This window comes from Rahnella sp. AA (assembly GCF_002834385.1).
Taxonomy (GTDB): Bacteria; Pseudomonadota; Gammaproteobacteria; order Enterobacterales; family Enterobacteriaceae; genus Rahnella.
Genome location: NZ_PITQ01000004.1, coordinates 120,628 through 143,312, shown reverse-complemented (window position 1 = coordinate 143,312; position 22,685 = coordinate 120,628). Strand labels below are relative to the sequence as shown.

The 22,685-nt window shown below is 50.7% G+C and carries 23 protein-coding genes; 16 read left to right on the top strand and 7 right to left on the bottom strand.

What is annotated here, in order from left to right; genetic code table 11:
• The first annotated feature begins 3 nt into the window (after window positions 1-3).
• The gene (gene ihfA / locus CWS43_RS11570; protein ID WP_004089944.1) at window positions 4-300 is read left to right on the top strand and encodes an integration host factor subunit alpha; all 297 of its coding nucleotides are present in this window, start codon (window positions 4-6) and stop codon (window positions 298-300) included.
• Window positions 301-638: 338 nt separating this feature from the next.
• Here ihfA and CWS43_RS27390 read toward each other — a convergent pair whose 3' ends face one another.
• Window positions 639-794, bottom strand: coding sequence for a hypothetical protein (locus CWS43_RS27390; protein WP_198555821.1), 156 nt, complete (start codon window positions 792-794; stop codon window positions 639-641).
• A gap of 271 nt (window positions 795-1,065) precedes the next feature.
• Between CWS43_RS27390 and CWS43_RS11565 the strand changes: the two genes are divergently transcribed.
• The 15 genes from CWS43_RS11565 to CWS43_RS11495 all read left to right on the top strand — a co-directional run bounded on the left by CWS43_RS11565 (window position 1,066) and on the right by CWS43_RS11495 (window position 16,526).
• Window positions 1,066-1,497 carry a DUF2502 domain-containing protein gene (locus CWS43_RS11565; RefSeq protein ID WP_101077098.1) on the top strand — a complete coding sequence of 144 codons (432 nt, stop codon included), beginning with the start codon at window positions 1,066-1,068 and terminating at the stop codon, window positions 1,495-1,497.
• 153 nt (window positions 1,498-1,650) lie between these two features.
• Window positions 1,651-2,658 (top strand): vitamin B12 ABC transporter permease BtuC, encoded by a 1,008-nt coding sequence (btuC, locus tag CWS43_RS11560; protein WP_101077097.1) that lies wholly within the window; start codon window positions 1,651-1,653, stop codon window positions 2,656-2,658.
• A gap of 63 nt (window positions 2,659-2,721) precedes the next feature.
• Window positions 2,722-3,273, top strand: a complete 552-nt coding sequence (locus CWS43_RS11555) for a glutathione peroxidase (RefSeq protein WP_101077096.1) — start codon at window positions 2,722-2,724, stop codon at window positions 3,271-3,273.
• A 19-nt stretch (window positions 3,274-3,292) separates the two neighbouring features.
• Entirely contained in the window at window positions 3,293-4,048 is a 756-nt protein-coding gene (btuD, locus tag CWS43_RS11550; RefSeq protein ID WP_101077095.1) for a vitamin B12 ABC transporter ATP-binding protein BtuD, read from the top strand.
• Window positions 4,049-4,395: 347 nt separating this feature from the next.
• Complete coding sequence (gene arnB, locus CWS43_RS11545; protein ID WP_101077094.1) at window positions 4,396-5,538, top strand: UDP-4-amino-4-deoxy-L-arabinose aminotransferase; 1,143 nt, start codon at window positions 4,396-4,398, stop codon at window positions 5,536-5,538.
• Window positions 5,538-6,518 carry an undecaprenyl-phosphate 4-deoxy-4-formamido-L-arabinose transferase gene (gene arnC / locus CWS43_RS11540; RefSeq protein WP_101077093.1) on the top strand — a complete coding sequence of 327 codons (981 nt, stop codon included), beginning with the start codon at window positions 5,538-5,540 and terminating at the stop codon, window positions 6,516-6,518. Before arnB ends, arnC begins: the two co-directional genes overlap by 1 nt.
• On the top strand, window positions 6,518-8,500 hold the full coding sequence (gene arnA, locus CWS43_RS11535; protein WP_101077092.1) for a bifunctional UDP-4-amino-4-deoxy-L-arabinose formyltransferase/UDP-glucuronic acid oxidase ArnA: 1,983 nt from the start codon (window positions 6,518-6,520) through the stop codon (window positions 8,498-8,500). The genes arnC and arnA overlap by 1 nt, the downstream gene beginning before the upstream one ends.
• A 13-nt stretch (window positions 8,501-8,513) precedes the next feature.
• Window positions 8,514-9,413, top strand: coding sequence for a 4-deoxy-4-formamido-L-arabinose-phosphoundecaprenol deformylase (gene arnD / locus CWS43_RS11530; protein WP_101077091.1), 900 nt, complete (start codon window positions 8,514-8,516; stop codon window positions 9,411-9,413).
• Window positions 9,413-11,083 (top strand): lipid IV(A) 4-amino-4-deoxy-L-arabinosyltransferase, encoded by a 1,671-nt coding sequence (gene arnT, locus CWS43_RS11525; RefSeq protein ID WP_101077090.1) that lies wholly within the window; start codon window positions 9,413-9,415, stop codon window positions 11,081-11,083. Before arnD ends, arnT begins: the two co-directional genes overlap by 1 nt.
• Window positions 11,080-11,412 (top strand): 4-amino-4-deoxy-L-arabinose-phosphoundecaprenol flippase subunit ArnE, encoded by a 333-nt coding sequence (gene arnE, locus CWS43_RS11520; RefSeq protein WP_101077089.1) that lies wholly within the window; start codon window positions 11,080-11,082, stop codon window positions 11,410-11,412. The genes arnT and arnE overlap by 4 nt, the downstream gene beginning before the upstream one ends.
• Window positions 11,409-11,798, top strand: coding sequence for a 4-amino-4-deoxy-L-arabinose-phosphoundecaprenol flippase subunit ArnF (gene arnF, locus CWS43_RS11515; RefSeq protein WP_101077088.1), 390 nt, complete (start codon window positions 11,409-11,411; stop codon window positions 11,796-11,798). Before arnE ends, arnF begins: the two co-directional genes overlap by 4 nt.
• Before the next feature lie 154 nt (window positions 11,799-11,952).
• Window positions 11,953-12,432, top strand: coding sequence for an NlpC/P60 family protein (locus CWS43_RS11510; RefSeq protein WP_101077087.1), 480 nt, complete (start codon window positions 11,953-11,955; stop codon window positions 12,430-12,432).
• Between the two features lie 98 nt (window positions 12,433-12,530).
• Window positions 12,531-13,547, top strand: coding sequence for a lipoate--protein ligase A (locus CWS43_RS11505; protein WP_101077086.1), 1,017 nt, complete (start codon window positions 12,531-12,533; stop codon window positions 13,545-13,547).
• A gap of 654 nt (window positions 13,548-14,201) precedes the next feature.
• Complete coding sequence (locus tag CWS43_RS11500; RefSeq protein ID WP_101077397.1) at window positions 14,202-14,930, top strand: EAL domain-containing protein; 729 nt, start codon at window positions 14,202-14,204, stop codon at window positions 14,928-14,930.
• A gap of 141 nt (window positions 14,931-15,071) precedes the next feature.
• Window positions 15,072-16,526 carry a YdiU family protein gene (locus CWS43_RS11495; RefSeq protein WP_101077085.1) on the top strand — a complete coding sequence of 485 codons (1,455 nt, stop codon included), beginning with the start codon at window positions 15,072-15,074 and terminating at the stop codon, window positions 16,524-16,526.
• A gap of 65 nt (window positions 16,527-16,591) precedes the next feature.
• Here the strand turns inward: CWS43_RS11495 and CWS43_RS11490 are convergent, their stop codons facing one another.
• From CWS43_RS11490 to CWS43_RS11465, 6 genes are all read right to left on the bottom strand, one after another.
• Window positions 16,592-17,380: a heme ABC transporter ATP-binding protein gene (locus CWS43_RS11490; RefSeq protein WP_101077084.1), complete on the bottom strand. Its 789-nt coding sequence runs from the start codon at window positions 17,378-17,380 to the stop codon at window positions 16,592-16,594.
• On the bottom strand, window positions 17,373-18,401 hold the full coding sequence (locus tag CWS43_RS11485) for a FecCD family ABC transporter permease (protein WP_369825858.1): 1,029 nt from the start codon (window positions 18,399-18,401) through the stop codon (window positions 17,373-17,375). The genes CWS43_RS11490 and CWS43_RS11485 overlap by 8 nt, the downstream gene beginning before the upstream one ends.
• A complete protein-coding gene (locus CWS43_RS11480; RefSeq protein ID WP_101077083.1) occupies window positions 18,398-19,228 on the bottom strand; it encodes a hemin ABC transporter substrate-binding protein in 831 nt (276 codons plus the stop codon). The genes CWS43_RS11485 and CWS43_RS11480 overlap by 4 nt, the downstream gene beginning before the upstream one ends.
• The gene (locus tag CWS43_RS11475) at window positions 19,225-20,259 is read right to left on the bottom strand and encodes a hemin-degrading factor (RefSeq protein ID WP_101077082.1); all 1,035 of its coding nucleotides are present in this window, start codon (window positions 20,257-20,259) and stop codon (window positions 19,225-19,227) included. The genes CWS43_RS11480 and CWS43_RS11475 overlap by 4 nt, the downstream gene beginning before the upstream one ends.
• 342 nt (window positions 20,260-20,601) lie before the next feature.
• Complete coding sequence (locus CWS43_RS11470) at window positions 20,602-21,648, bottom strand: 3-deoxy-7-phosphoheptulonate synthase (RefSeq protein WP_101077081.1); 1,047 nt, start codon at window positions 21,646-21,648, stop codon at window positions 20,602-20,604.
• 127 nt (window positions 21,649-21,775) lie between these two features.
• Window positions 21,776-22,597 (bottom strand): pyruvate, water dikinase regulatory protein, encoded by an 822-nt coding sequence (locus tag CWS43_RS11465; RefSeq protein ID WP_101077080.1) that lies wholly within the window; start codon window positions 22,595-22,597, stop codon window positions 21,776-21,778.
• Between the last annotated feature and the right edge of the window lie 88 nt (window positions 22,598-22,685).

Here is a 22,685-nt window from a genome sequence, read left to right as displayed (position 1 = left end):
CCTATGGCGCTTACTAAAGCTGAAATGTCAGAACACCTGTTTGAGAAGCTCGGGCTGAGCAAACGGGATGCCAAAGACCTTGTTGAAATATTTTTCGAAGAAGTCCGTCGTGCTTTGGAAAATGGCGAACAAGTAAAACTGTCTGGCTTTGGCAATTTTGATCTGCGTGACAAAAACCAACGTCCGGGACGTAACCCGAAAACCGGCGAAGATATTCCGATCACGGCGCGTCGTGTGGTGACTTTCCGTCCGGGACAGAAATTGAAAAGTCGTGTAGAGAATGCCACTCCGAAAGAATAAGTGAAATCATCAAAAAGGCCGCGAAAGCGGCCTTTTTTTTCCCTTCTTTTTGTGAGCACCTTCACGTAAATATGAGAGGGGATTTAACACTTTTAAGTTATTAGCACAGAAAGTGAAAAGATAGTGTTAAAGAGGTGGGCGCTTCAGGATTAGTCTGATAGATTAAATTTCAAGGCCAGAGTGAGAAATGCAATTATTATCTGATGTGCCGGCGTGATAATTAAAAAGGGGCCGAAGCCCCTAAGTAAAATAATTCAATATATTCAGGTTAAAATGCGCACGCATTTATTCTCCCGACGAGTGACCTGAAAATAATAGAGTTAGATTAGAAAGTTATATTAGTGGTCGTAAAACATACGTGGCCCACCCGGACCACCGCCGCCATGACCACCACCGTGACCGCCACCACCAGGGCCCCAAAATGGCGGGAATAAACAGCCGCTGAGGCTGACGACGACCAGAGCTACACTAAATAAAGCTAAAATACGACGCATAAGGACTTCCTTTGTTTGAATAAACAAGGCGAGTATAAAGAGATCGCAACAGCGTTGTTGTCAGACTTACGTTAAGATTTGTTAGAGTCGTAATAAGAATTGAATAGATAATAATCTTCATTCTGTTGAGTTATTTCAATCAGGATATATTTGTATTTTTATTGTAAGGGCTCGGCAAGTTATCCGAAAATGCGCTTATTTCTCATGTTAACTTCTATTCCCTGTTGATATAAAAAACACGTCATAAAAAATAAACAAGGCGTGACCTATCGTGAAAAAAACTCTCTTATTGCTGTGTTGTGCACTGGCCTTGCCTGTGATTGCGCAGGCAAATGTTTCTATTGACGTCAACGTTCCTGGTGTATCGCTCCATCTCGGAGATCAGGACCAGCGTGGTTACTACTGGGATGGCTATGACTGGCGCCCACCACAATGGTGGCATGAACATCAGGGGCATCATTACGGCGATCGTAATGAACATGGAATGTACTGGCATGGTGACCGTTGGGAATCCAGGCCGCCACAGCGCGGGCATTCAAACCCACCGTCAAGGCCTCAGCCGCACAATCAGGGGCATTCCAACGGCGGTGACCGTCATGACAATAATGGTCATCAGGGAGGAGGCAATGGCCCTCAGGGCGGGCATGACAATCACCAGGGGAATGGCCAGCCTATCCCACCTGATGGTCATCAGGGACACTAGTTCAACCCCCGCAAGCCAAATCTTGCCTCAGGCCGGTGCTCAGTCACCGGCTTTTTTTCGTCCTAATTTCACCATTCCCGTGCTCACTGGTAGAGCTAACTGTTTAATATCGGTAGGATAGAAAATTCCAGACAGTTCAGGAACCTACTATTAATGCCTATCCCGCAGACTTATTTTGCTCTTGAAAAACGACAGAAATGTCACGGTCGCCGCTGGCTGTTTGGGCTAAGTCTGCTGTTGTTGCTCATATGTGTATTTAGCCTGAGTGCGGGTGAAAACTGGCTGTGGCCGGCCCAATGGCTTAGCAGCGAGGCACGCCTTTTTGTCTGGCAGCTACGCCTGCCTCGTGCTGTTGCAGTGATTCTTGTTGGTGCAAGTCTCGCTGTCGCCGGAGCCGTTATGCAGTCGCTTTTTGAAAACCCGCTGGCTGAACCTGGTTTACTCGGTGTAGCAAATGGCGCAGGGGTTGCGCTGGTATTTTGTGTGATGGGCAGCCACGGTTTTTTACCTGTATGGGCTATGAGCCTCTCCGCCGTTGCCGGCGCATTAATCGTCACATTTTTCCTGTTATATCTCTCTCGTAAACGCCTTCTGACCAATGCCCGGATGCTTCTGGTCGGCGTGGCGATTGGTATTGCTTGCAGCGCGTTAATGACCTGGGCAATTTACTTCAGCAGTAATCTCGATTTGCGGCAACTGATGTACTGGATGATGGGGGGATTTGGTGGTGCAGACTGGAGCCAAATATGGCTTTGTCTGATGCTGCTGCCGGTTTTGTTGTGGCTGCTCCTTCAGGGGAAAACGCTGAATCTGCTTTCGCTCGGGATCCAGCAGGCGCAGCAATTGGGCATATCGCTTACCCGTTGGCGTTATATTTTGGTCCTCGCCGTCGGATGGATGGTTGGGCTGAGTGTTGCATTGTCGGGTGTGATAGGTTTTATCGGGCTGGTTATCCCGCATATTTTGCGGCTTGCAGGCATTACCGATCAGCGATATTTACTGCCTGCCTGCGCGCTTTGCGGTGCATCCGTTTTACTTCTGGCTGATGTATTGGCGCGCATTGGCCTGTACGCTGCGGAGTTGCCCATCGGGGTCGTGACAGCCACGCTGGGCGCGCCGGTTTTCATCTGGTTATTAGTCAGGATCGGACAAATCCGCTGATTATTTACGAAGGGGCGACTATGCTCTCTCATTACCTAACCCACAACTATCAGGATAAAAACGATGAGTAACAATATTTTTGATATTTCCCTGAAAACCATTGATGGCGAAACGACGACGCTTGGCGAATATAAAGGTTCTGTGTTGTTAGTGGTGAACGTGGCCTCGCAGTGTGGTCTGACTAAGCAGTATGAGGGCCTGGAAAAAATCTATCAGGCCTGGCATGAACAAGGCTTTGAGGTGCTGGGTTTTCCCTGTAATGAATTTGGTGCGCAGGAACCGGGTACCGAAGATGAGATCAAAACCTTTTGCACCACCAATTTTGGCGTGAAATTCCCGATGTTCAGCAAAATCGATGTTAACGGGCAAAACCGCCACCCGCTCTATTCCGCCCTGATTGCGGCGCGCCCTGAAGCAGTAAAACCGCAAGATAGTGCTTTCTATGAGCGTCTTGCCAGTAAAGGCCGCCAGCCGCTGAAACCAGAAAATATCCTGTGGAACTTTGAAAAATTCCTTATTGGCCGTGATGGTGTCGTTATCCAGCGTTTTGCTCCGGATATGACACCGGAAGATCCCATCCTTGTGGAAGCGGTTAAAGCTGAGCTGGCGAAATAGTCTGTAGGTGAAAACGTTAATGCTTGAATGTCGCAACATTGCTGTGACGGAACGTCTTCACGCTTTCAGTACACGGATTGCGCCAGGCAGCCGGATACATCTTATCGGGCCAAACGGTGCAGGAAAAAGCACATTGCTGACGCGTCTGGCTGGTATGTCCCGCGGTGTGGGAGACGTGCTGTTAGCGGGGCAAAAGCTGGATGAGATCCCCGGTCCCCGGCTGGCGCGCCTTCGTGGGTGGTTATGTCAGCAACTGACACCGGCATCACTGATGCCGGTATTTCAATATTTGTCCCTGCATCAACCGCGAAACGCAGAACCTGCTGTTTTGGCAAACGTTATTGCCTCTTTATGCGAGGTATTACACCTGAGCGACAAACTCGCCCGCCCGGTGACGCATTTGTCAGGAGGGGAATGGCAACGGGTACGACTGGCCGCCGTGTTTGTGCAAGTCTGGCCTGATGTGAATCCGGACAGCCAGCTCTTGTTCCTTGATGAACCGATGAACAGTCTGGATGTCGCCCAACAGCAGGCAGTGGATCAGCTGATTAGCGAATTTTGCGCGGCAGGGCGCTCGGTTGTGATAAGCGATCACGATCTTAATCACACACTGCATTATGCTCACCAGGTTTGGCTGATGTCCGCAGGATGTGTCATTGCGACGGGAGAATGTTCTGATGTGATGGTGGCTGAAAAGCTGACTGCTGCGTACAACGTGCCATTCCAGATACATGCTATGGCGGGGCGAAAGTGGATAATGACCGTTTCGCATTAAGCCCGGGTCAATGTATAGCGGCTTAATTATATAATTATTGGGCTTTCAACTTTAGTTGGGCGCTTAATTGGTCATAAAAAAAGCAGTTATTGCGTTTTTTAATAAAGTTCATTTTTCCATGAAAATTTATATAATTTAATTTTTTGTTTTTTAAAGGTTTTGTTTGAGATTCTATTTATTTTGAGACTATTTACTTTCTGTTTAACTTCATAAAACTGGAAAAACCTTAAGGATAAATTAAGATTAAACCGACATGATAAGATCCATAAATTTATGGCAGCGTTTACTTACTGTTAAATAAATGCGGTCTACAGTCGGTACCAGTTTATTACCAGCAGGATAGTGTAATGGAAAACTTTTTGCCTTTCTCCCGTCCTTCTATGGGCGAGGAAGAGATAGCGGCTGTAGGGCAGGTTTTGCGCTCTGGCTGGATCACCACCGGGCCACAGACATATCAGCTCGAGCAGGATTTTTCTGCCGCTTTTGGTTGTAAACATGCGATTGCAGTGAGCTCTGCGACCGGTGGCATGCATGTCACGTTGATGGCGCTGGGCATAGGGCCTGGTGATGAAGTGATTACACCTTCCCAAACCTGGGTGTCGACTATCAATATGATCGTTTTGCTGGGTGCAGAACCTGTCATGATTGACGTTGACCCCGACACACTCATGGTCAGCGCAGAGGCCGTTGCTGCGGCTATTACCCCGAAAACGAAAGCAATCATTCCTGTTCACTACGCCGGTGCGCCGCTGGATCTCGATCCTGTTTATGCGGTAGCCAATGAGCACGGCATTCCGGTGGTCGAAGATGCTGCGCATGCGGCAGGAACAAAATATCGTGACCGCTGGATTGGTTCGCAGGGAACGGCAATATTCTCTTTCCATGCGATCAAAAATATGACTTGCGCTGAAGGCGGCCTTGTTGCCACGGATGACGATGTTCTGGCTGATAAAATTCGCGCGTTGAAATTCCACGGTTTGGCCGTTGATGCGTTCGATCGTCAGGTGCTCGGGCGTAAGCCACAGGCAGAAGTTGTCGAGCCAGGTTTTAAATACAATTTATCTGATATTCACGCTTCTATCGCGGTTGTTCAACTGAAGCGGCTTGCACAGATGAATGCACGACGTGCAGAACTGGCGCAGCGTTACCTGGATAAATTACAGGGTTCACCGTTCCTGCCAATGAATGTGCCTGATTATCCGCATCTCCACGCCTGGCATTTGTTCATGATCCGTGTTGATGAAGAACGCTGTGGGATCAGTCGCGATGTTCTGATGGAACGTCTGAAAGAGCAGGGTATCGGAACGGGTTTGCATTTCCGTGCGGCTCACACACAAAAATATTACCGCGAGCGCTATCCGCATCTGAGCTTGCCAAACAGTGAATGGAACTCTGCACGGTTGTGCAGTTTACCTCTGTTCCCTGATATGCAAGATAGTGATGTAGATCGTGTCGTTACGGCTCTTTTTTCCCTTCTGGAGGCGCAGTAGTGGCGCAATACGAACCTATTCGTAAAGTCTCGGTGGTTATCCCGGTCTACAACGAAGAAGAAAGCCTGCCGGCGTTGTTATCCCGCACGCAGGCAGCCTGTCAACAACTGACACAGCAATATGAAATCATCCTGGTCGATGACGGCAGCGCCGATAGTTCCGGCGATATGCTTACCGCCGCCGCCGAACAACCGGATAGCCATATTATCGCTGTATTGCTTAACCGAAACTACGGGCAGCATTCCGCTATCATGGCCGGTTTCAGTCATGTCACGGGTGATCTGGTCATCACGCTGGATGCTGACCTGCAAAACCCGCCAGAAGAGATCCCGCGTCTGGTTGCGAAAGCTGATGAGGGTTATGACGTGGTGGGTACTGTACGTGCTAACCGTCGTGATTCCTGGTTCCGTAAAACCGCATCCAAAATGATCAACATGATGATCCAGCGCGCTACTGGTAAATCCATGGGTGACTATGGTTGTATGCTGCGTGCTTATCGCCGCCATATTATTGAAGCCATGCTTCATTGCCATGAGCGCAGCACGTTCATTCCGATTCTGGCAAACACCTTTGCGCGCAAAACGGTAGAAATTCCGGTTCAACACTCCGAGCGCGAATTTGGTGATTCCAAATATAGCCTGATGAAACTGATCAATCTGATGTATGACTTGATCACTTGCCTGACAACGACTCCGCTGAGAATGCTCAGTGTCGTGGGCAGCGCAATCGCCATCTTTGGTTTCGTTTTGGCTGTATTCCTGATTTTAATGCGCCTTATCAACGGCCCCGCATGGGCTGCGGAAGGCGTGTTCACGCTATTTGCATTGTTATTTATGTTTATCGGTGCGCAGTTTGTCGGTATGGGATTGCTTGGTGAATACATCGGGCGTATCTACAACGATGTTCGCGCGCGTCCCCGTTATTTCGTTCAAAAAGTCGTCGGCGTTCGTTCCGAAGAAAACAGTCAGGAAGAAGAGTGATGAAAGCGATTGTATTTGCCTACCATGATATTGGTTGCGTTGGTTTACAGGCTCTGGTTGATGCAGGCTATGATGTGCAGGCAGTCTTTACCCACACTGATGCCCCAAATGAAAACCAGTTCTTTTCTTCCGTCGCCCGCCAGGGTGCTGAATTAAATCTGCCGGTTTATGCTCCGGAAGACGTTAACCATCCGCTTTGGATTGACCGCATCCGTGCTTTGCAGCCAGATGTCATTTTTTCTTTCTACTACCGCAATATGCTGAGCGAAGAGCTCTTATCTCTGGCTCCGCAGGGTGGTTTCAATCTGCATGGTTCTTTGTTGCCACGTTATCGTGGCCGTGCACCGGTTAACTGGGCGCTGCTGAACGGCGAAACTGAAACAGGCGTTACCCTGCACAAAATGGTGAAACGTCCTGATGCAGGCGATATCGTTGGTCAGCAAAAAGTCGCGATTGCCGCTGATGATACAGCGCTGAAATTGCACGCCAAAGTGCGTGAAGCCGCAAAAGAGTTGCTGACCAAACTGCTGCCTGAAATGAAAGCAGGTAAAATCAGCCTGACCCCACAAGACGAAGCGCAGGCGAGCTATTTTGGCCGCCGCACCGCAGCTGACGGTGAAATTCACTGGCACAAATCCGCGACAGAAATTAATAACCTCATCCGCGCCGTGACTGAACCTTATCCGGGGGCGTTCTCTTACCTGGGGCAGCGTAAACTGACTATCTGGCGTGCGCGTCCGCTGGCGACTCAGCATGACAAACAGCCAGGCACCGTGCTTTCTGCCGATCCGCTGACCATTGCCTGTGGCGAAGGTGCGCTGGAAGTGCTGGCAGGGCAGAGCGAAAATGGCCTGTATGTGCAGGGTTCCCGCCTGGCGCTGGAACTGGGCATTATGCCGGATATGCGTGTTGCCACGCTGCCGACAGCCGTAATGAAACGCCGCACCCGCGTTCTGATTCTGGGTGTGAACGGCTTTATCGGTAACCATCTTAGTGAACGCCTGCTGCGCGAAGACCGTTATGAAATTTACGGTCTGGATATCAGCTCCGATGCCGTCAGCCGTTTTATGGATAACCCGCATTTCCACTTTGTTGAAGGCGATATCAGTATCCATTCCGAGTGGATCGAATATCACATTAAGAAATGTGATGTCGTACTGCCGCTGGTGGCTATCGCAACGCCGATTGAATATACCCGCAATCCGTTGCGTGTATTCGAGCTGGATTTCGAAGAAAACCTGAAAATCGTTCGCGACTGTGTGAAATACAAAAAGCGCATCATCTTCCCGTCAACATCAGAAGTTTACGGTATGTGTGATGACAAAGAGTTCGATGAAGATCATTCTCGTCTTATCGTTGGCCCGATCAACAAACAGCGCTGGATTTACTCCGTTTCCAAGCAACTGCTGGACCGCGTAATCTGGGCTTACGGTGCGAAAGAAGGGTTGAAATTCACCTTGTTCCGTCCGTTTAACTGGATGGGTCCACGTCTGGATAATCTGGATGCAGCACGTATCGGCAGTTCACGCGCCATCACTCAGCTGATCCTCAACCTGGTTGAAGGTTCTCCAATCAAACTGGTTGACGGCGGCGAGCAGAAACGTTGCTTCACCGATATCAACGATGGTATCGAAGCGCTGTTCCGCATTATCGAAAACCGTGACAACCTGTGTGATGGTCAGATCATCAACATCGGGAACCCGACCAACGAAGCAAGCATTCGTGAACTGGCAGAGATGTTGTTGAGCAGCTTTGAAGCTCATCCGCTGCGCGCCCAGTTCCCTCCGTTTGCCGGCTTTAACCTGGTTGAAAGCAGCACTTACTATGGTAAAGGTTACCAGGATGTAGAGCACCGCACACCGAGCATCAAAAATGCCCGCCGCCTGCTGGACTGGAAACCGGAAATTGGCATGGATAAAACCGTAGCTGATACGCTGGATTTCTTCCTGCGCTCAGTAAATCCTGACGCTGACAAAGCCTGAAAGGGTGCCAGTCATGAAGAAAGTGGGTCTGCGCATTGATGTAGATACCTGGAGTGGCACCCGCGAGGGTGTCCCTCAGCTTCTGCAAACGCTTGCAAATCATAAAATTACCGCCAGTTTCTTCTTCAGTGTTGGCCCGGATAACATGGGGCGCCACTTGTGGCGCCTGCTGAAACCGCGCTTTCTGTGGAAAATGCTGCGTTCTAATGCCGCATCTCTTTACGGTTGGGACATCTTACTGGCTGGCACCGCCTGGCCGGGTAAGCCGATTGCACGTGATCTTGGCTATCTGATGAAAGAAACGGCAAAACGCGGTCACGAAGTCGGTTTGCATGCCTGGGATCATCAGGGCTGGCAAGCAAAAGTTGGTAAGTGGTCCGAGAAACAGCTGGAAGAACAAATTCAACTAGGGCTGGATGCATTGGAAAAAAGCCTGGGTCATGACGTTGAATGTTCGGCGGTGGCAGGCTGGCGTGCTGATGAACGCGTAGTGGAAGTTAAAGAGCGTTTCCACTTCTATTACAATAGTGATTGCCGGGGAACACGGCCTTTCCTGCCGGTTTTGGGAAATGGATCCCTTGGAACCGTTCAGATCCCCGTGACGTTACCCACTTACGACGAAGTCGCAGGGGGGGAAATCACCGCAGATAACTTCAATGATTTCATTCTTGATGCAATCGAGAAAGATAATGGTGTGCCGGTTTATACCATTCACGCTGAAGTTGAAGGTATGTCACTGGCAAAACAGTTCGACGAATTATTAACCCGTGCTGCGGCACAGGGGATTCAGTTTTGTGCCCTGGGTGAACTGTTGCCACAGGATCTCAGTGCATTGCCAAGAGGCAAAGTGGTTCGCGCCAGTTTCCCTGGCCGGGAAGGTTGGTTAGGCTGTCAGCAAGAAGGTTTTTCCTGATGTCGAAAACAATTAAAGGCATGTGGAGCACCATTATTTTGGTGTTCTTCGCACTGGTTTATCTTGTCCCCCTTAATACCCGCCTGTTATGGCAACCCGATGAAACCCGTTATGCTGAGGTCAGCCGCGAAATGTTACAGCGTGGCGACTGGGTGGTTCCGCATCTTTTGGGATTACGCTATTTCGAAAAGCCGGTTGCAGGTTACTGGTTCAACAATATCAGCCAGATGATTTTTGGTGACAGCAATTTTGCTGTGCGCTTTGGCTCGGTATTTAGCACAATGCTTAGCGCCATTTTGGTGTTCTGGCTTGCGAATCTGATGTGGCGAAATCGTCAGACCGCATATACGGCCACATTAATCTATCTTTCCACTACGCTGGTCTTCAGTATCGGCACTTACAGTGTATTGGATCCGATGATCACTCTGTGGATGACGGCTGCAATGGTTGCCAGCTATTTCTGCTTGCGGGTGTCGCGGACGCCGCAAAAAGCACTGAGCTGGATAGCGCTGGGGCTTGCCTGTGGTATGGGGTTCATGACCAAAGGTTTTCTGGCGCTGGCTTTACCCGTTATTGCCGTTTTGCCGATCATCTGGCGTGAGAAGCGTTTCAAAACCCTGTTAGGCTGGGGGCCGCTGGCCGTGCTCAGTGCCGTCATCTTGAGCTTGCCATGGGTGCTGGCCATTGCTCACCGTGAACCGGACTTCTGGAATTACTTCTTCTGGGTTGAACATATTCAGCGTTTTGCAGAGTCTAACGCACAACATAAAGCGCCATTCTGGTATTACCTGCCAGTATTGTGCCTGGGCGCTTTACCATGGTTAGGCTTGCTGCCTGGCGCATTGCGCGATGGCTGGACCAAACGCGTTGTGCGACCGGAGCTTTTCTTCCTGCTCAGTTGGGCAATTATGCCGCTGATTTTTTTCAGCATTGCAAAAGGTAAATTGCCGACCTATATCTTGCCGTGTTTTGCGCCTCTTGCACTGCTGATGGCTGATCATCTGGCTCAAATCAGGCAGTCAGAGAAATTACGGGCACTGAAAGCCAATGGCATCATCAACACTGTTTTTGGTGTGTTGATGGCTGTGGCAGTTCTGGTTATTTCAGGGCTCCTGCCGTTTCATATCAAAGCCACCTATACGCCTGCCGAATCACAGCGTGCGATGATCGGGATCTTGTGCTTCGCCGTCTGGGCGTTGGCTGGTGTAATGTCCCTGACGGATCTGAAAAAGCGGTGGTATTGGGCGGCAATTTGCCCACTGGTGCTGGCGTTACTGGTTGGGCAGGCTATTCCGCAGAAAGTGATGGATTCCAAACAGCCACAGGCATTTTTGACCAAGAATCTTGCGCTGTTACAGGATAGCCGGTATGTCCTGACGGATAACGTTGGGGTTGCCACCGCAGTCGCATGGACATTGAAACGTAGCGATATTCTGATGTTTGATGAAAAGGGCGAACTGCAATACGGGCTGAGTTATCCTGATGCAAAAGATAGCTTTGTTGACTCGGCCAGTTTCCCTGCCTGGCTGCAAAAGGCTCGTGAGGAAGGCAATGTCTCAGTGATCCTCAGGCTTGACCGTAACACAGGCGTGAAGTCGAACCTCCCTACGGCAGATCAGACGGTGCAAATCGATCGCCAGGCGCTGCTGTTCTACAAAAAACTCCCATGAATGGATTTATTCTGGTTCTTGTGGTCAGTGTGATTACCTGTGCCGGCCAGCTTTGTCAGAAGCAGGCTGCGCAGGTTGCTGCCGATGGAATGGCACGCGTATTGCGTTGGCTGGGGTTGGCTGTATTGCTGTTGGGTATCGCTATGTTGCTGTGGCTGAGGGTATTACAGCTGCTGCCGCTAAGCCTTGCCTACCCGATGCTGAGCCTTAATTTTGTGTTGATTACACTGTGTGCCCGCTGGTTTTTTCATGAAGTTGTCGACAGACGCCATTGGTTCGGCGTTGCGCTGATCATGTGCGGGATTGCGCTAATGAGTATCAGCCTATGAAAGGTTATCTGTGGGGGGCTGGCAGCGTGTTGCTGGTGACTGCAGCACAGTTATTGATGAAGTGGGGCATGGTGCAGATCCCGTCGTTTTCACTGTCTGTAATCGATGTTCCCTTTATTATTAGCCATTTGAATGCTTTGGTGGCTGTTTTTATGGGGTTGTGTGGTTATGCATTTTCAATGGGATGCTGGTTTTTTGCACTACGCTATCTGCCGTTGAATCGTGCTTATACACTGCTGAGCCTGAGCTATGCGCTTGTGTATATTGCCGCAGTCACGTTGCCCTGGTTCAATGAAAGCATCAGTTTAAGCAAAACCCTTGGTGGCCTGCTGATCCTGTCAGGCGTATGGGTTATACACAGCAAACCAGCCCAAAAAAGCCATTAATGATAATTTGAGACGATAAAAATTATCATTAAATATTGGATGACGGATAAAATAGCGCTAAATTCTATTAGTTCTTAGATAACGGCGACTTATCCGGCCAGCGCAATCACAGCGTTCCGGTTCTGCCGTGACGCTATTCAAGAAGGAATGCACTATGCGCTGGTCGTCCGTATCCATGTATTCCCTGCTGGCTGTCGCTGCGTTAATTCTTAACGGTTGTAGCAGCCACGCTCCGCCCCCGAGCGGGCGATTTGCCGACTCCATTACGGTTGTCGCTGAACTTAATGATCAACTCAGCCAGTGGCATGGCGCGCCTTACCGTTATGGCGGATTACAGCCGAGTGGTGTTGATTGTTCCGGTTTTGTTTTCCGCACTTATCGCGATCGTTTTGGCGTGGTTTTGCCGCGAACTACCGTGGACCAAACCAAAGTGGGCACTAAAGTCTCCCGTGATGAATTACTCCCCGGGGATCTGGTTTTCTTTAAAACCGGGAGCGGGGAAAACGGGTTACATGTGGGCATCTACGATACTGCTGATCAGTTCATCCATGCCTCGACCAGCCAGGGTGTAACACGTTCTTCACTCGATAATGTCTACTGGCGCAAAGTGTATTGGCAGGCGCGTCGTATCTGATGTATCAGTTAATAACATTCCCCTGATTTCACTCCGTATTTCATCTGTGTCTTTTGCTGTTATTATCTGGGCAGACTCATTCAGGATGTATATATGTGATGAAACCACTCAGATTATTGCTTTCCGATTCTTATGATCCCTGGTTCAATCTGGCCGTAGAAGAGTGCATCTTCCGCGAAATGACAACGCATCAGCGGGTTTTATTCCTCTGGCGTAATGCTGAAACCGTGGTTATCGGCCAGGCACAAAACCCGTGGAAAGAGTGTAATACCCGCCGGATGGAAGAAGATGGTATCCGGTTGGCCCGCCGCAGCAGTGGCGGCGGAGCGGTATTCCACGATTTGGGGAACACATGCTTTACTTTCATGGCTGGCAAACCAGAATATGACAAAAGCATTTCTACCAATATCATCCTGAATGCATTAAAAAAACTGGGTATCGATGCCAGTGCCTCGGGACGCAACGATTTGGTCGTGCAGACGGGAGAAGGTGAACGGAAGGTTTCCGGCTCGGCCTACCGTGAAACGGCGGACCGTGGTTTTCATCATGGCACCTTATTGCTGAATGCCGATCTCAGCCGTCTGGCTAATTATCTCAACCCGGATGTAAAAAAATTGCAGGCGAAGGGGATCACTTCGGTTCGCTCCAGGGTGGCTAATCTCAGTGAATTTGTGCCGGAAATTCACCACGAACAAATTTGCGAAGCGGTCACTGCGGCTTTCTTTGAGTGGTATGGTGCGAGTGTCGAACCCGAAATTATCTCGCCAGACGTTTTCCCTGATCTGCCCGGTTTCCCTGAACGATTTGCTAAGCAAAGCAGCTGGGAATGGAATTTCGGTAAGGCACCTGCTTTCAGTCATCTGCTAAATGAACGCTTCACCTGGGGCGGCGTTGATATCCACTTTGATATCGAGAAGGGCAACATCAGCCGTGCCCAAATTTTTACGGACAGCCTCAATCCCGCTCCCCTGTTGGCGTTAGCGGACAAGCTAGCCGGGGTCCGCTACCATACGACGGACGTTTCTCTGGCCTGCGGGCAGATTATGTCGTTATACCCGGCAATGCAGGCGGAGCTTACAGAGCTGCAGGCCTGGCTTGTGCGCTGTGTTCAATAAATTTGAAAAATCCGGAGGCTATCATTTTTTTCATGGCCTTCGGATATCGCGTTAACCACCGCTCAGGCGCGTGTTGCTGATTTCTTTTCATCGGCCATTCCCGGCCCGATATTCGGCTGTATCCTCAGATAAAACCTTCTTACAACCATGATGTGGTCAACATCTTCGCACCAATCACTGTTTTATTATCACTTTAGGAAAATGAGCAGTGTGTATAAATAATCACCGCTCCCGGTGTCACATATTGCAGAATATTTCATAAGACACTATAACCATTGATTAAAATATTTAGTAACATGTTCTTTGTGCATTAGCACAAATTTGCAGGGGTGTTTTTGTTAAAACAGGGATGATAGCGCTCACAGGCGAAGTTGCGCGTTTACATCGCTGACGATAAGATTAGTCTGAAATCCCTTCACAGACTGACATACACCTCAAAAAGAAGGTGTGAAGGGGAGAGTAGCTTTCAAAACACTTGATTTCGCAGCCGTTCGCGTAATCACTGCAGCACACTTACAACCGGATAAGCTCTTTTTTGATATCAATTATTCTAATGTTTCGGTTCCATCTCGGTGCTCCGGTATCTTTATGATCTGATTGAGAGTCAAAAAAGTTATTAATCAATTAGCAGTGCCGTGGATGTTTTGGACAAAAATGAAAATACAATTCGATACGGCCTTTAACAGCAGCTACCTGTGCCAGCCGGTCTACACCATTGAAGGGAAATTACTCGCCGTAGAATTAGTTTGCCGTTTTTCAAGTGCAGACAGTAAGTTAGTTATGCCAACAGAGCTGGTTCTGAATCTGCTAACTGAACAGCAACTGCAGTATTTTCTTAATGAACAACAAATTTGGGCGAGTGAACATGCTCAATGGTTCAGTGATAACCAGGTCACACTCAATATCGGCGTTGAGGAAAAACAGGTGGCTTTATTGCTGGAGGATGAGAATCTCCGCAATGCGTTCAAGGCTCATGCATTTATTCATCTCAATCTGAGTGAATCTTTCCCGCGTCTTTCTGAAGGGAGGAACAATGAGCAACTTGTTGCACTGAAACAACATTTTTCCTTATGGCTTGAGAATTTTGGCTCAGGGAATATCACGATGGCACCCATTTTTGATCATCTGTTCCAGTGGGTGAAACTGGACAAAAATCTCTTCTGGCAGCTTTATGATGGTGAGCACTTTACGATTGTGATGCCATCATTAATTAGAAATGTTAACCGTTTTTGCCGAAATATAGTGGTAGATGGGTTGGATAGTCAGGATTACTTTGATGCATTGCGTCTGGCGGATGTGCAGGGCGTAAAAGGCCTGCTGTGGCCGGGAGTGGATCCCGCGCAATTGGATTGTCTGCTCAAGCGGCCGGTTCAGTTTCACTAAGTGCTCTGTTTGTTAACCTGTGAAGATCCCGGCCAGCGCGTGTTGCGCCGGGATTTTTTTGCACCCGGGGCGGCAATCTCCCTGCATTCTCTCCGTGTTAATCTCGGTGCCTCAGTTCTACACTGAGGCAAAGGGGGATTTATGCCGAAATTTGAACACCATTACGCTGACCAGCTACCCGGATTTTTTACTGCATTACAACCGACTCCGTTAAAAGGTTCGCGGTTGCTTTATCACAGCGAACCGCTGGCAAAAGAGCTTGGGTTGGATGAATCCCTCTTCGATGCCGGGCATCGGGAATACTGGTGTGGTGAAAAGTTTTTCCCCGGAATGTTGCCGTTAGCTCAAGTTTATAGCGGTCATCAGTTTGGACAATGGGCCGGACAACTGGGTGACGGCCGTGGGATTTTGCTCGGCGAACAGGTTTTGCCTTGTGGAAAACGCTTTGACTGGCATCTGAAAGGGGCTGGCCTGACGCCTTATTCACGCATGGGCGATGGCCGGGCGGTGCTGCGCTCAGTTGTCCGTGAGTTTCTGGCCTCCGAAGCGCTTCATCATTTATCGGTGCCGACAACCCGTGCGCTGTCGATTGTGACCAGCGATGAACCTGTCTTTCGTGAACAGCCTGAACGCGGCGCGATGCTGATGCGGGTGGCTGAAAGTCACATCCGTTTTGGTCACTTTGAACATTTCTATTACCGCAAGCAGCCTGAACAGGTAAAACAGCTGGCGGATTACGTGATCGCCCATCACTGGCCGCAATTGCTGGAAAGTGAACCTGACGAAGCACGGCGTTATCAGCAATGGTTTTCCTCCGTGGTTGAACGAACTGCGGCGCTTATTGCCCGGTGGCAAAGTATCGGGTTTGCGCACGGCGTAATGAACACGGATAACATGTCGATTCTCGGCCTGACCATTGATTTCGGTCCCTACGGTTTTCTGGACGACTATCAGCCAGGCTACATCTGTAATCACTCTGATTATCAGGGGCGCTATAGCTATGATAATCAGCCTGCAGTGGCGTATTGGAATCTTCACCGGCTGGCGCAAACGCTCTCCGGCCTGATGAGCACCGAACAATTGCAGGCGGCGCTTGGTTGTTACGAACCGGCGCTGATGAAAGCCTACGGAACGCTGATGCGCGGTAAGCTGGGTTTCTTCACGGAAGATAAACGGGATAACGATTTGCTGACCGGATTGCTCAGCCTGATGGCGAAAGAGGGCCGGGATTTCACGCAGACTTTCCGGTTGCTCAGCCATGTTGAACAGCAACAGGCAGAATCACCGCTGCGCGATGAGTTTATCGACCGTACAGCGTTTGATAGCTGGTACCATTCCTATCGTCAGCGTTTGCAGACGGAAAATATCGACGATGCGGCCCGCCAGCAGGCGATGAAACAGAGCAATCCACGGATTATTTTGCGAAATTATCTGGCGCAGCAGGCGATTGAAAAGGCTGAAAAGGACGATATCAGTGTGCTGACTCAGCTGCATCAGGCGCTTCGCGACCCCTACAGCGATGCTCCGCAACACGATGCGATGGCGGCATTACCGCCGGACTGGGGAAAACATTTGGAAATTTCCTGCTCCAGCTAACGCGCAGTTAAAAAAATGCCACAAAACCTAAACGGTGTTGTGGCATTTTTGCATTGAGGCCGGGTTTACTGGCGCAGGAAAACTTGCGGTAAAGCAGTTTCCGGATGCGGGCAGACGTTCAGATCGGCCTGATACCACCGGCTAAGCGTTTCTTCACTCAGCACTTCAGCCGGTGTTCCGCTGGCGACCACCTTGCCGCTGTGCAGCAAAATAATTCTGTCTGCATACAGCGCCGCCAGATTGAGATCGTGCAGCACGCAGCAAACCGACAGTGGCGTTTTCAGGGTCAGCTCGCGCAACAGGCGCAATGCATGTTGCTGATGGTATAAATCGAGCGCCGACGTTGGTTCATCCAGAAACAGCCAGCGCGGGGCAGGTGCCGGTTGCCAGAGCTGGATCAGCACGCGTGCGAGCTGAACCCGCTGCTGCTCGCCGCCTGACAAATGGCGATAATCACGTTCTGCCAGCGTCATACAACCGGTTTGCTGCATCACTTCGTTCAGCGCATGTTGCATATTTTGCTGGCCGTGAGGCGAGCGCCCGAGCGTCAGTACTTCACGCACGCTGAATCCGAACGCCATCGTACTGTTCTGGCGCATCACCGCGCGCGTGCGGGCGAGATCCTTCGATGACCAGTCGGCCAGTCGTTTTCCCTGCAATGTACAATGCCCGGACTGCGGCGTCAGATAACCTGTCAGAATGCGCATCAGCGTGGATTTCCCCGCGCCGTTTGGCCCGATAAGCGCGACCATTTCGCCGCTTTTCAGGCTGAGTGACACGTCGTCAATTAAGCGACGCCCCCCTGCGGAATATGACAGATTTTCCGCAACCAGCAATGAAGTGAGATCAGACATTGCGCGGTACCCCGGGACGTAAAATTAACCATAGGAAATACGGACCACCCAGCAGACTCGTTAGCAGACCCACCGGCATTTCTGCCGGTGCGACCAGCGTTCTTGCCAGCGTGTCGGCCAGCAATAACAGGCAGGCTCCGGCCATGGCTGAACCCGGTAATAACCAGCGATGATCCGCGCCCAGCCGGATGCGCAGCAGGTGAGGAATGACCAGGCCGATAAAACCGATGACACCGGAAACCGCAACCGCAGCGCCCACCAGCAATGCACTCAGAAGCAATAATTGCAGCTGAGTGCGGCGGACGTTAACGCCAAGGTAATGCGCATCTTCCTCACCGAGCTGTAAAATATTCAGGCGGCGCGCCATGAATAATGTCGCCACGCAGGCGGGTAGAATTAACGACGCGGCAACTGCCAGCGTTGGCCACTGTGCCTGCCCGAGGCTGCCCATGCTCCACAACGAAAACTGTCGCAATTGCTGATCATCGCTGACGTAAGTCAGCACGCCAACCGCTGCACCGCACAGGGCGTTAATGGCAATCCCGGCGAGAAGTAAACGCGACAACCCGCCATGCCCGAAACGGCTCAGCGCGAAGACAATGGCCGAAATCGCCAGGCTCCCCGCAAAGGCACTTATCATGTGGCCGTAGAGCGCCAGAATTGGCGGCAGCGAAAGCGGCATGACAATAGTCAGCGCCACAGCCAGCGCCGCGCCGCTACTGATCCCGAGTAAACCCGGATCCGCCAGCGGGTTACGGAATAAACCCTGCATAACGGCTCCGGAACAGGCCAGCGCGCAACCGACCACTACGGCCAGCAGCACGCGGGGCAGACGAACGGTCAGCCAGATTTGCCATAATCCGTCGTCAAAAGGCCGCGTTAACAAGGTATGCAGTGACAACGCCATCGCGCCGGTATTGGCTGCCAGAATAGCCAGTACCAACAGAGCACCACCGAGGCCGATCAGCGCCCAGACAGGAGAACGGCGTCGCGACGGCATTGGGGAGCTCATGCTGCTCATTTCGCTTGTTCCGCCGCCTGACGCAGTTGTGCCATTACGACCGGCGTTTGCAGGCCAAAGCCCAGCAGGGACATATCATCAAGCACTAAAACGCGCTTGTTTTTACCTGCCGGCGTCATGGCGACCCCCGGTAATTTCCAGACCTGATCCATACCGCCCAGCGTTTTTACGCCGTCAGAGGTCAGCAATAAAATGTCCGGAGCGCTGGCGATTACACCTTCCTGCGAAAGAGGGCGATAACGGCTGAAGCCCTGCATGGCATTTTTCGCCCCTACGGACGTGATCATCGCGTCAGCCGCCGTATTCTGACCTGCCGCCATGGACGTCATTCCGCCGTGGCTCATCACAAACAGGATTTTTACCGGTAAAGCATCGTGATGAATGGCCTCAAGCTGAGCACGGTAAGTGGCGATCAGTTTTGCCCCTTCCGCCTGACGATTGAGCGCGCCAGCAATCACTTCGATCTTTTTAGGTACGGTATCGACAGAAGCCGTTCCCGGCACGCGGATGACTTTCACACCATTTTGTGCCAGCTGCTGTAAAACCAGTGAAGGTTCTGCCAGCTCGCTGCTCAGCACCATGGAAGGGTGCATAGACAGGATCCCTTCAGTATTGAGCTGGCGCATATAACCGACATCGGGCAGTTTCAGAACCGCCTGCGGATGCAGGCTGGTGCTGTCGCGTGCCACCATTTCATCGCCTGCGCCGAGGGCATAGACAATTTCGGTCACATCGCCACCAATGCTGACCAGCTTTTCTGCGGCGTGGAGCATAGGGGCAGACAAGATTGCCGCGGCGGCAATCAGCGCTTTCAGAGACGTTTTCATGCGGCGACGCCTTCCTGGCTCAGTTGTGCCAGTTGTTCGCGCCACTGGGTCTGCTCTGCTGTGCCTTCGGTGCGCTGGCCGTACAACTGAGCAATCTGCGTGCCGTCTGCGGCGAACAATTCCAGGCTGGTGACAAAGCCATCTTTGGTCGGTTTACGGGTGATCCAGCTTTCTGCGATGGCGCTTTCCACCAGATGTAGGGTAAAGCGTTCATTGAAAACGTTAATCCACTCGCCGTGTGGCATCACTTTTTCAATCTGACCGGTGAAAATTTGCACGCAACCGCGGTTGCCGACGAAAATCATAATTTCATTCTGATCGTCTTTCGCGATGTTTAGCAAACGGGTCAGTGATCCATTTTCGACTTGCCATGCCAGATCGTCACCCACCGCTTTGAAAGCCTGCTGGCGGGTCACATCATGACGTTTGAGGAGCTGGAAGAACTGGTGAACGTCAGTCATTGCGCGCCAGTCAGCATCGATACTGCTGGTATCGGAAGCGCTGGCCGGAGCCACAGGCGTGACCGGCTCAATCTGCAGCGGAGGATTGATATCAGTTTTGTATTGGGCAATCAGCGCGTCCCAGGCTGCCATGTCGGTTTCGCCGGTGTTATACACTTTATGAACCGCGTCGCCGTGTGCATCAAAGAACTGAATACTGTGGCGCACGCCGCGAGCGGTATTGTCAGACACGCTGAAAACGTGCAGCCAGTGCTGAAGGAAAAGACGTAAATCCAGCGCGCGCGGATTCAGGATTAATCCCGCATGGCCGCTGAGATGCTGGTTTTCATAGCGCCCCTGCTGTTCGTGAACAGCATAATCATTGCGGGTGATGGATTTTGTCCCGCCCACATTTTCCAGTGCGGCCAGCAATGTACGGGCATCGACATCCAGTTTCACTGCATCATGCGAAACGCGTAAAGACGTTAACTCGGCTTCACTGATACCTAAAATCTCCGCCAGATCGCGGGCGTATTTACCGGGATTGGCTTCTTTGGCCTGTAAATAGTCCTGATAGTGAACTGAATGCATTGCTGTCTCCTCGTTGTCTTAACGTCATCTGCCATTCGGCCGATAAAAAAATCGCGTGGTTATGTGAATGATTTGTAAAAATATTTGGGCCAGAGACCAGTTTATCTTATTTCTGGTAATAGGAATTAATATCAATTTGATAATCATTATCAAATCATTACCCAAACACATCAAGAAAATTTTTGTTGATGGAATGTAATTATTTACAGATAACCCCTTAATTTACGGAGGATAAGCTGCGGGGACAGGCACAGGAAGCGTTTGAATGGACAAAGAATTACGCAGGAGCGGGCATTAAAAAGGGCAACTTATGTTGCCCTTAAGAAGATGACTACGGGGTGTTCAGAATCTTGAATCGGTCGCTTCAGCCAGCATCGACAGAAGGGTTTCAGTGTCAGCCCAGCTCAGGCAAGGATCAGTAATGGATTTGCCGTAAACCAGCGGTTTGCCGGGAACAATAGGCTGCGTGCCTTCTGCCAGGAAACTCTCGGCCATAATGCCCGCGATGGCGGTTGAGCCATTGCGGATTTGCTGGCAGATGTCTTCGGCGACGTCCAGCTGGCGGCGATGCTGCTTCTGGCAATTTCCGTGGCTGAAATCGACTACCAGACGTTGCGGCAGATCAAACTCAGACAAGCTCAGGCAGGCCTGTTCCAGATCATCCGCATGATAATTGGGCTTTTTGCCGCCGCGCATAATCACGTGGCCGTAAGGATTGCCCGCTGTGCGGTAAATGGTCATCTGACCATGCTTATCCGGCGACAGGAACATGTGGCTGGTACGTGAGGAACGGATAGCATCAATGGCGATACGCGTATTGCCGTCAGTCCCATTTTTAAAACCGACCGGACAAGACAACGCAGAAGCCATTTCACGGTGGATCTGGCTTTCGGTGGTTCGCGCACCGATTGCGCCCCAGCTGATAAGGTCGGCGATATACTGGCCGATAACCATATCCAGGAACTCAGTGGCTGTTGGAATTCCTAACTGATTGATGGCAAGCAAGACTTTACGCGCCAGTTCAATTCCGTCATTCACCCGGCAGGAACCATTTAGCTCCGGGTCAGAAATTAAGCCTTTCCAGCCCACAACCGTACGCGGTTTTTCAAAATAGGTGCGCATTACGATCTCTAAACGATCCTGATATTTTTCACGCAATACGCTGAGCTTACCGGCGTAATCAATTGCGGCTTCAATATCATGGATCGAACAGGGACCGACAATAACCAGAAGGCGCGGGTCTTCGCCGCTGATGATTTTTTCAATACGTTTACGTGATTCCGTTACATGCTGGGCGACCGACGAGGAGATTGGCAATTTATCTGCCAGTGCCTGAGGCGTAATCAGGCTGTCGATGCGCGTCGTACGCAGTTCATCTGTTTGTGACATGGTGTTCTCGAAAATTTGTTTCTTCGCTGCGGCAGGAATACCGGGAAGTGATGGCGATCACAATAACGTAAAAACAGATGATTTCAATCACTCTCGGCACGTTCTGCCATCCAAATCATTAAATGAATCAGAACATACGGCGACTCATACCAAAGCTGTCCATAATCTTCGCTGAAATTTCCTCAACGGAATAATTCGTGCTGTTGAGATAACGAATTTGGTTTTTGCGAAATAATGCTTCGACTTCAGACACTTCCATCCGGCACTGGCGTAAAGACGCATAGCGGCTGTTTTCCACCCGCTCCTGACGGATAGCGGTCAGCCTTTCCGGGTCAATCGTCAGCCCGAAAAGCTTGTGCATGTGCGGTTTCAGTGCGGCAGGGAGCTGAATATTATCCATATCATCGGCGGTAAACGGATAGTTTGCCGCGCGGATCCCAAACTGCAATGCGAGATAAAGGCTGGTGGGGGTTTTACCGCAACGGGAAACGCCCAGCAAAATAACCTGTGCCTGGTCTAGATTACGCAGAGAAATGCCGTCGTCGTGTGCCAGCGTGTAATCGATAGCCGCAATACGGGCATCGTATTTGCTGATATTGCTGGCGGTCAGACCGTGCGTCCGGTTCGCTACAGGCGTCGGTTCCACGCCCAGTTCATTTTGAAGCGGTGCGACCAGCGACTGAACGATGTCCTGACAAAATCCTTCGCTGCTTTCAATAATCTGACGGATCTTCGGTGCAATAATGGAGTAGAACACCAGCGGACGTGCGCCCGTTTTTTCGAAAATCTCATTGATCTGGCGGCTGACGGCCTGAGCCCGTTCTTCGCTTTCAACAAAGGGCAATGAGTAAGTTGTCGAATTGACCGGGAATTGTGAAAGCACGGCATGGCCTACCACTTCAGCGGTAATCGCCGTGCCATCGGAAATATAAAACACGCATCTGTCCACGCTTTGCTCCTAAATTTATATCAGTTCACTTTCCCTTGTCGGGACTCCGTAAGTAATAACCAGAATTTCGGGAAATAAAAAGGATAAT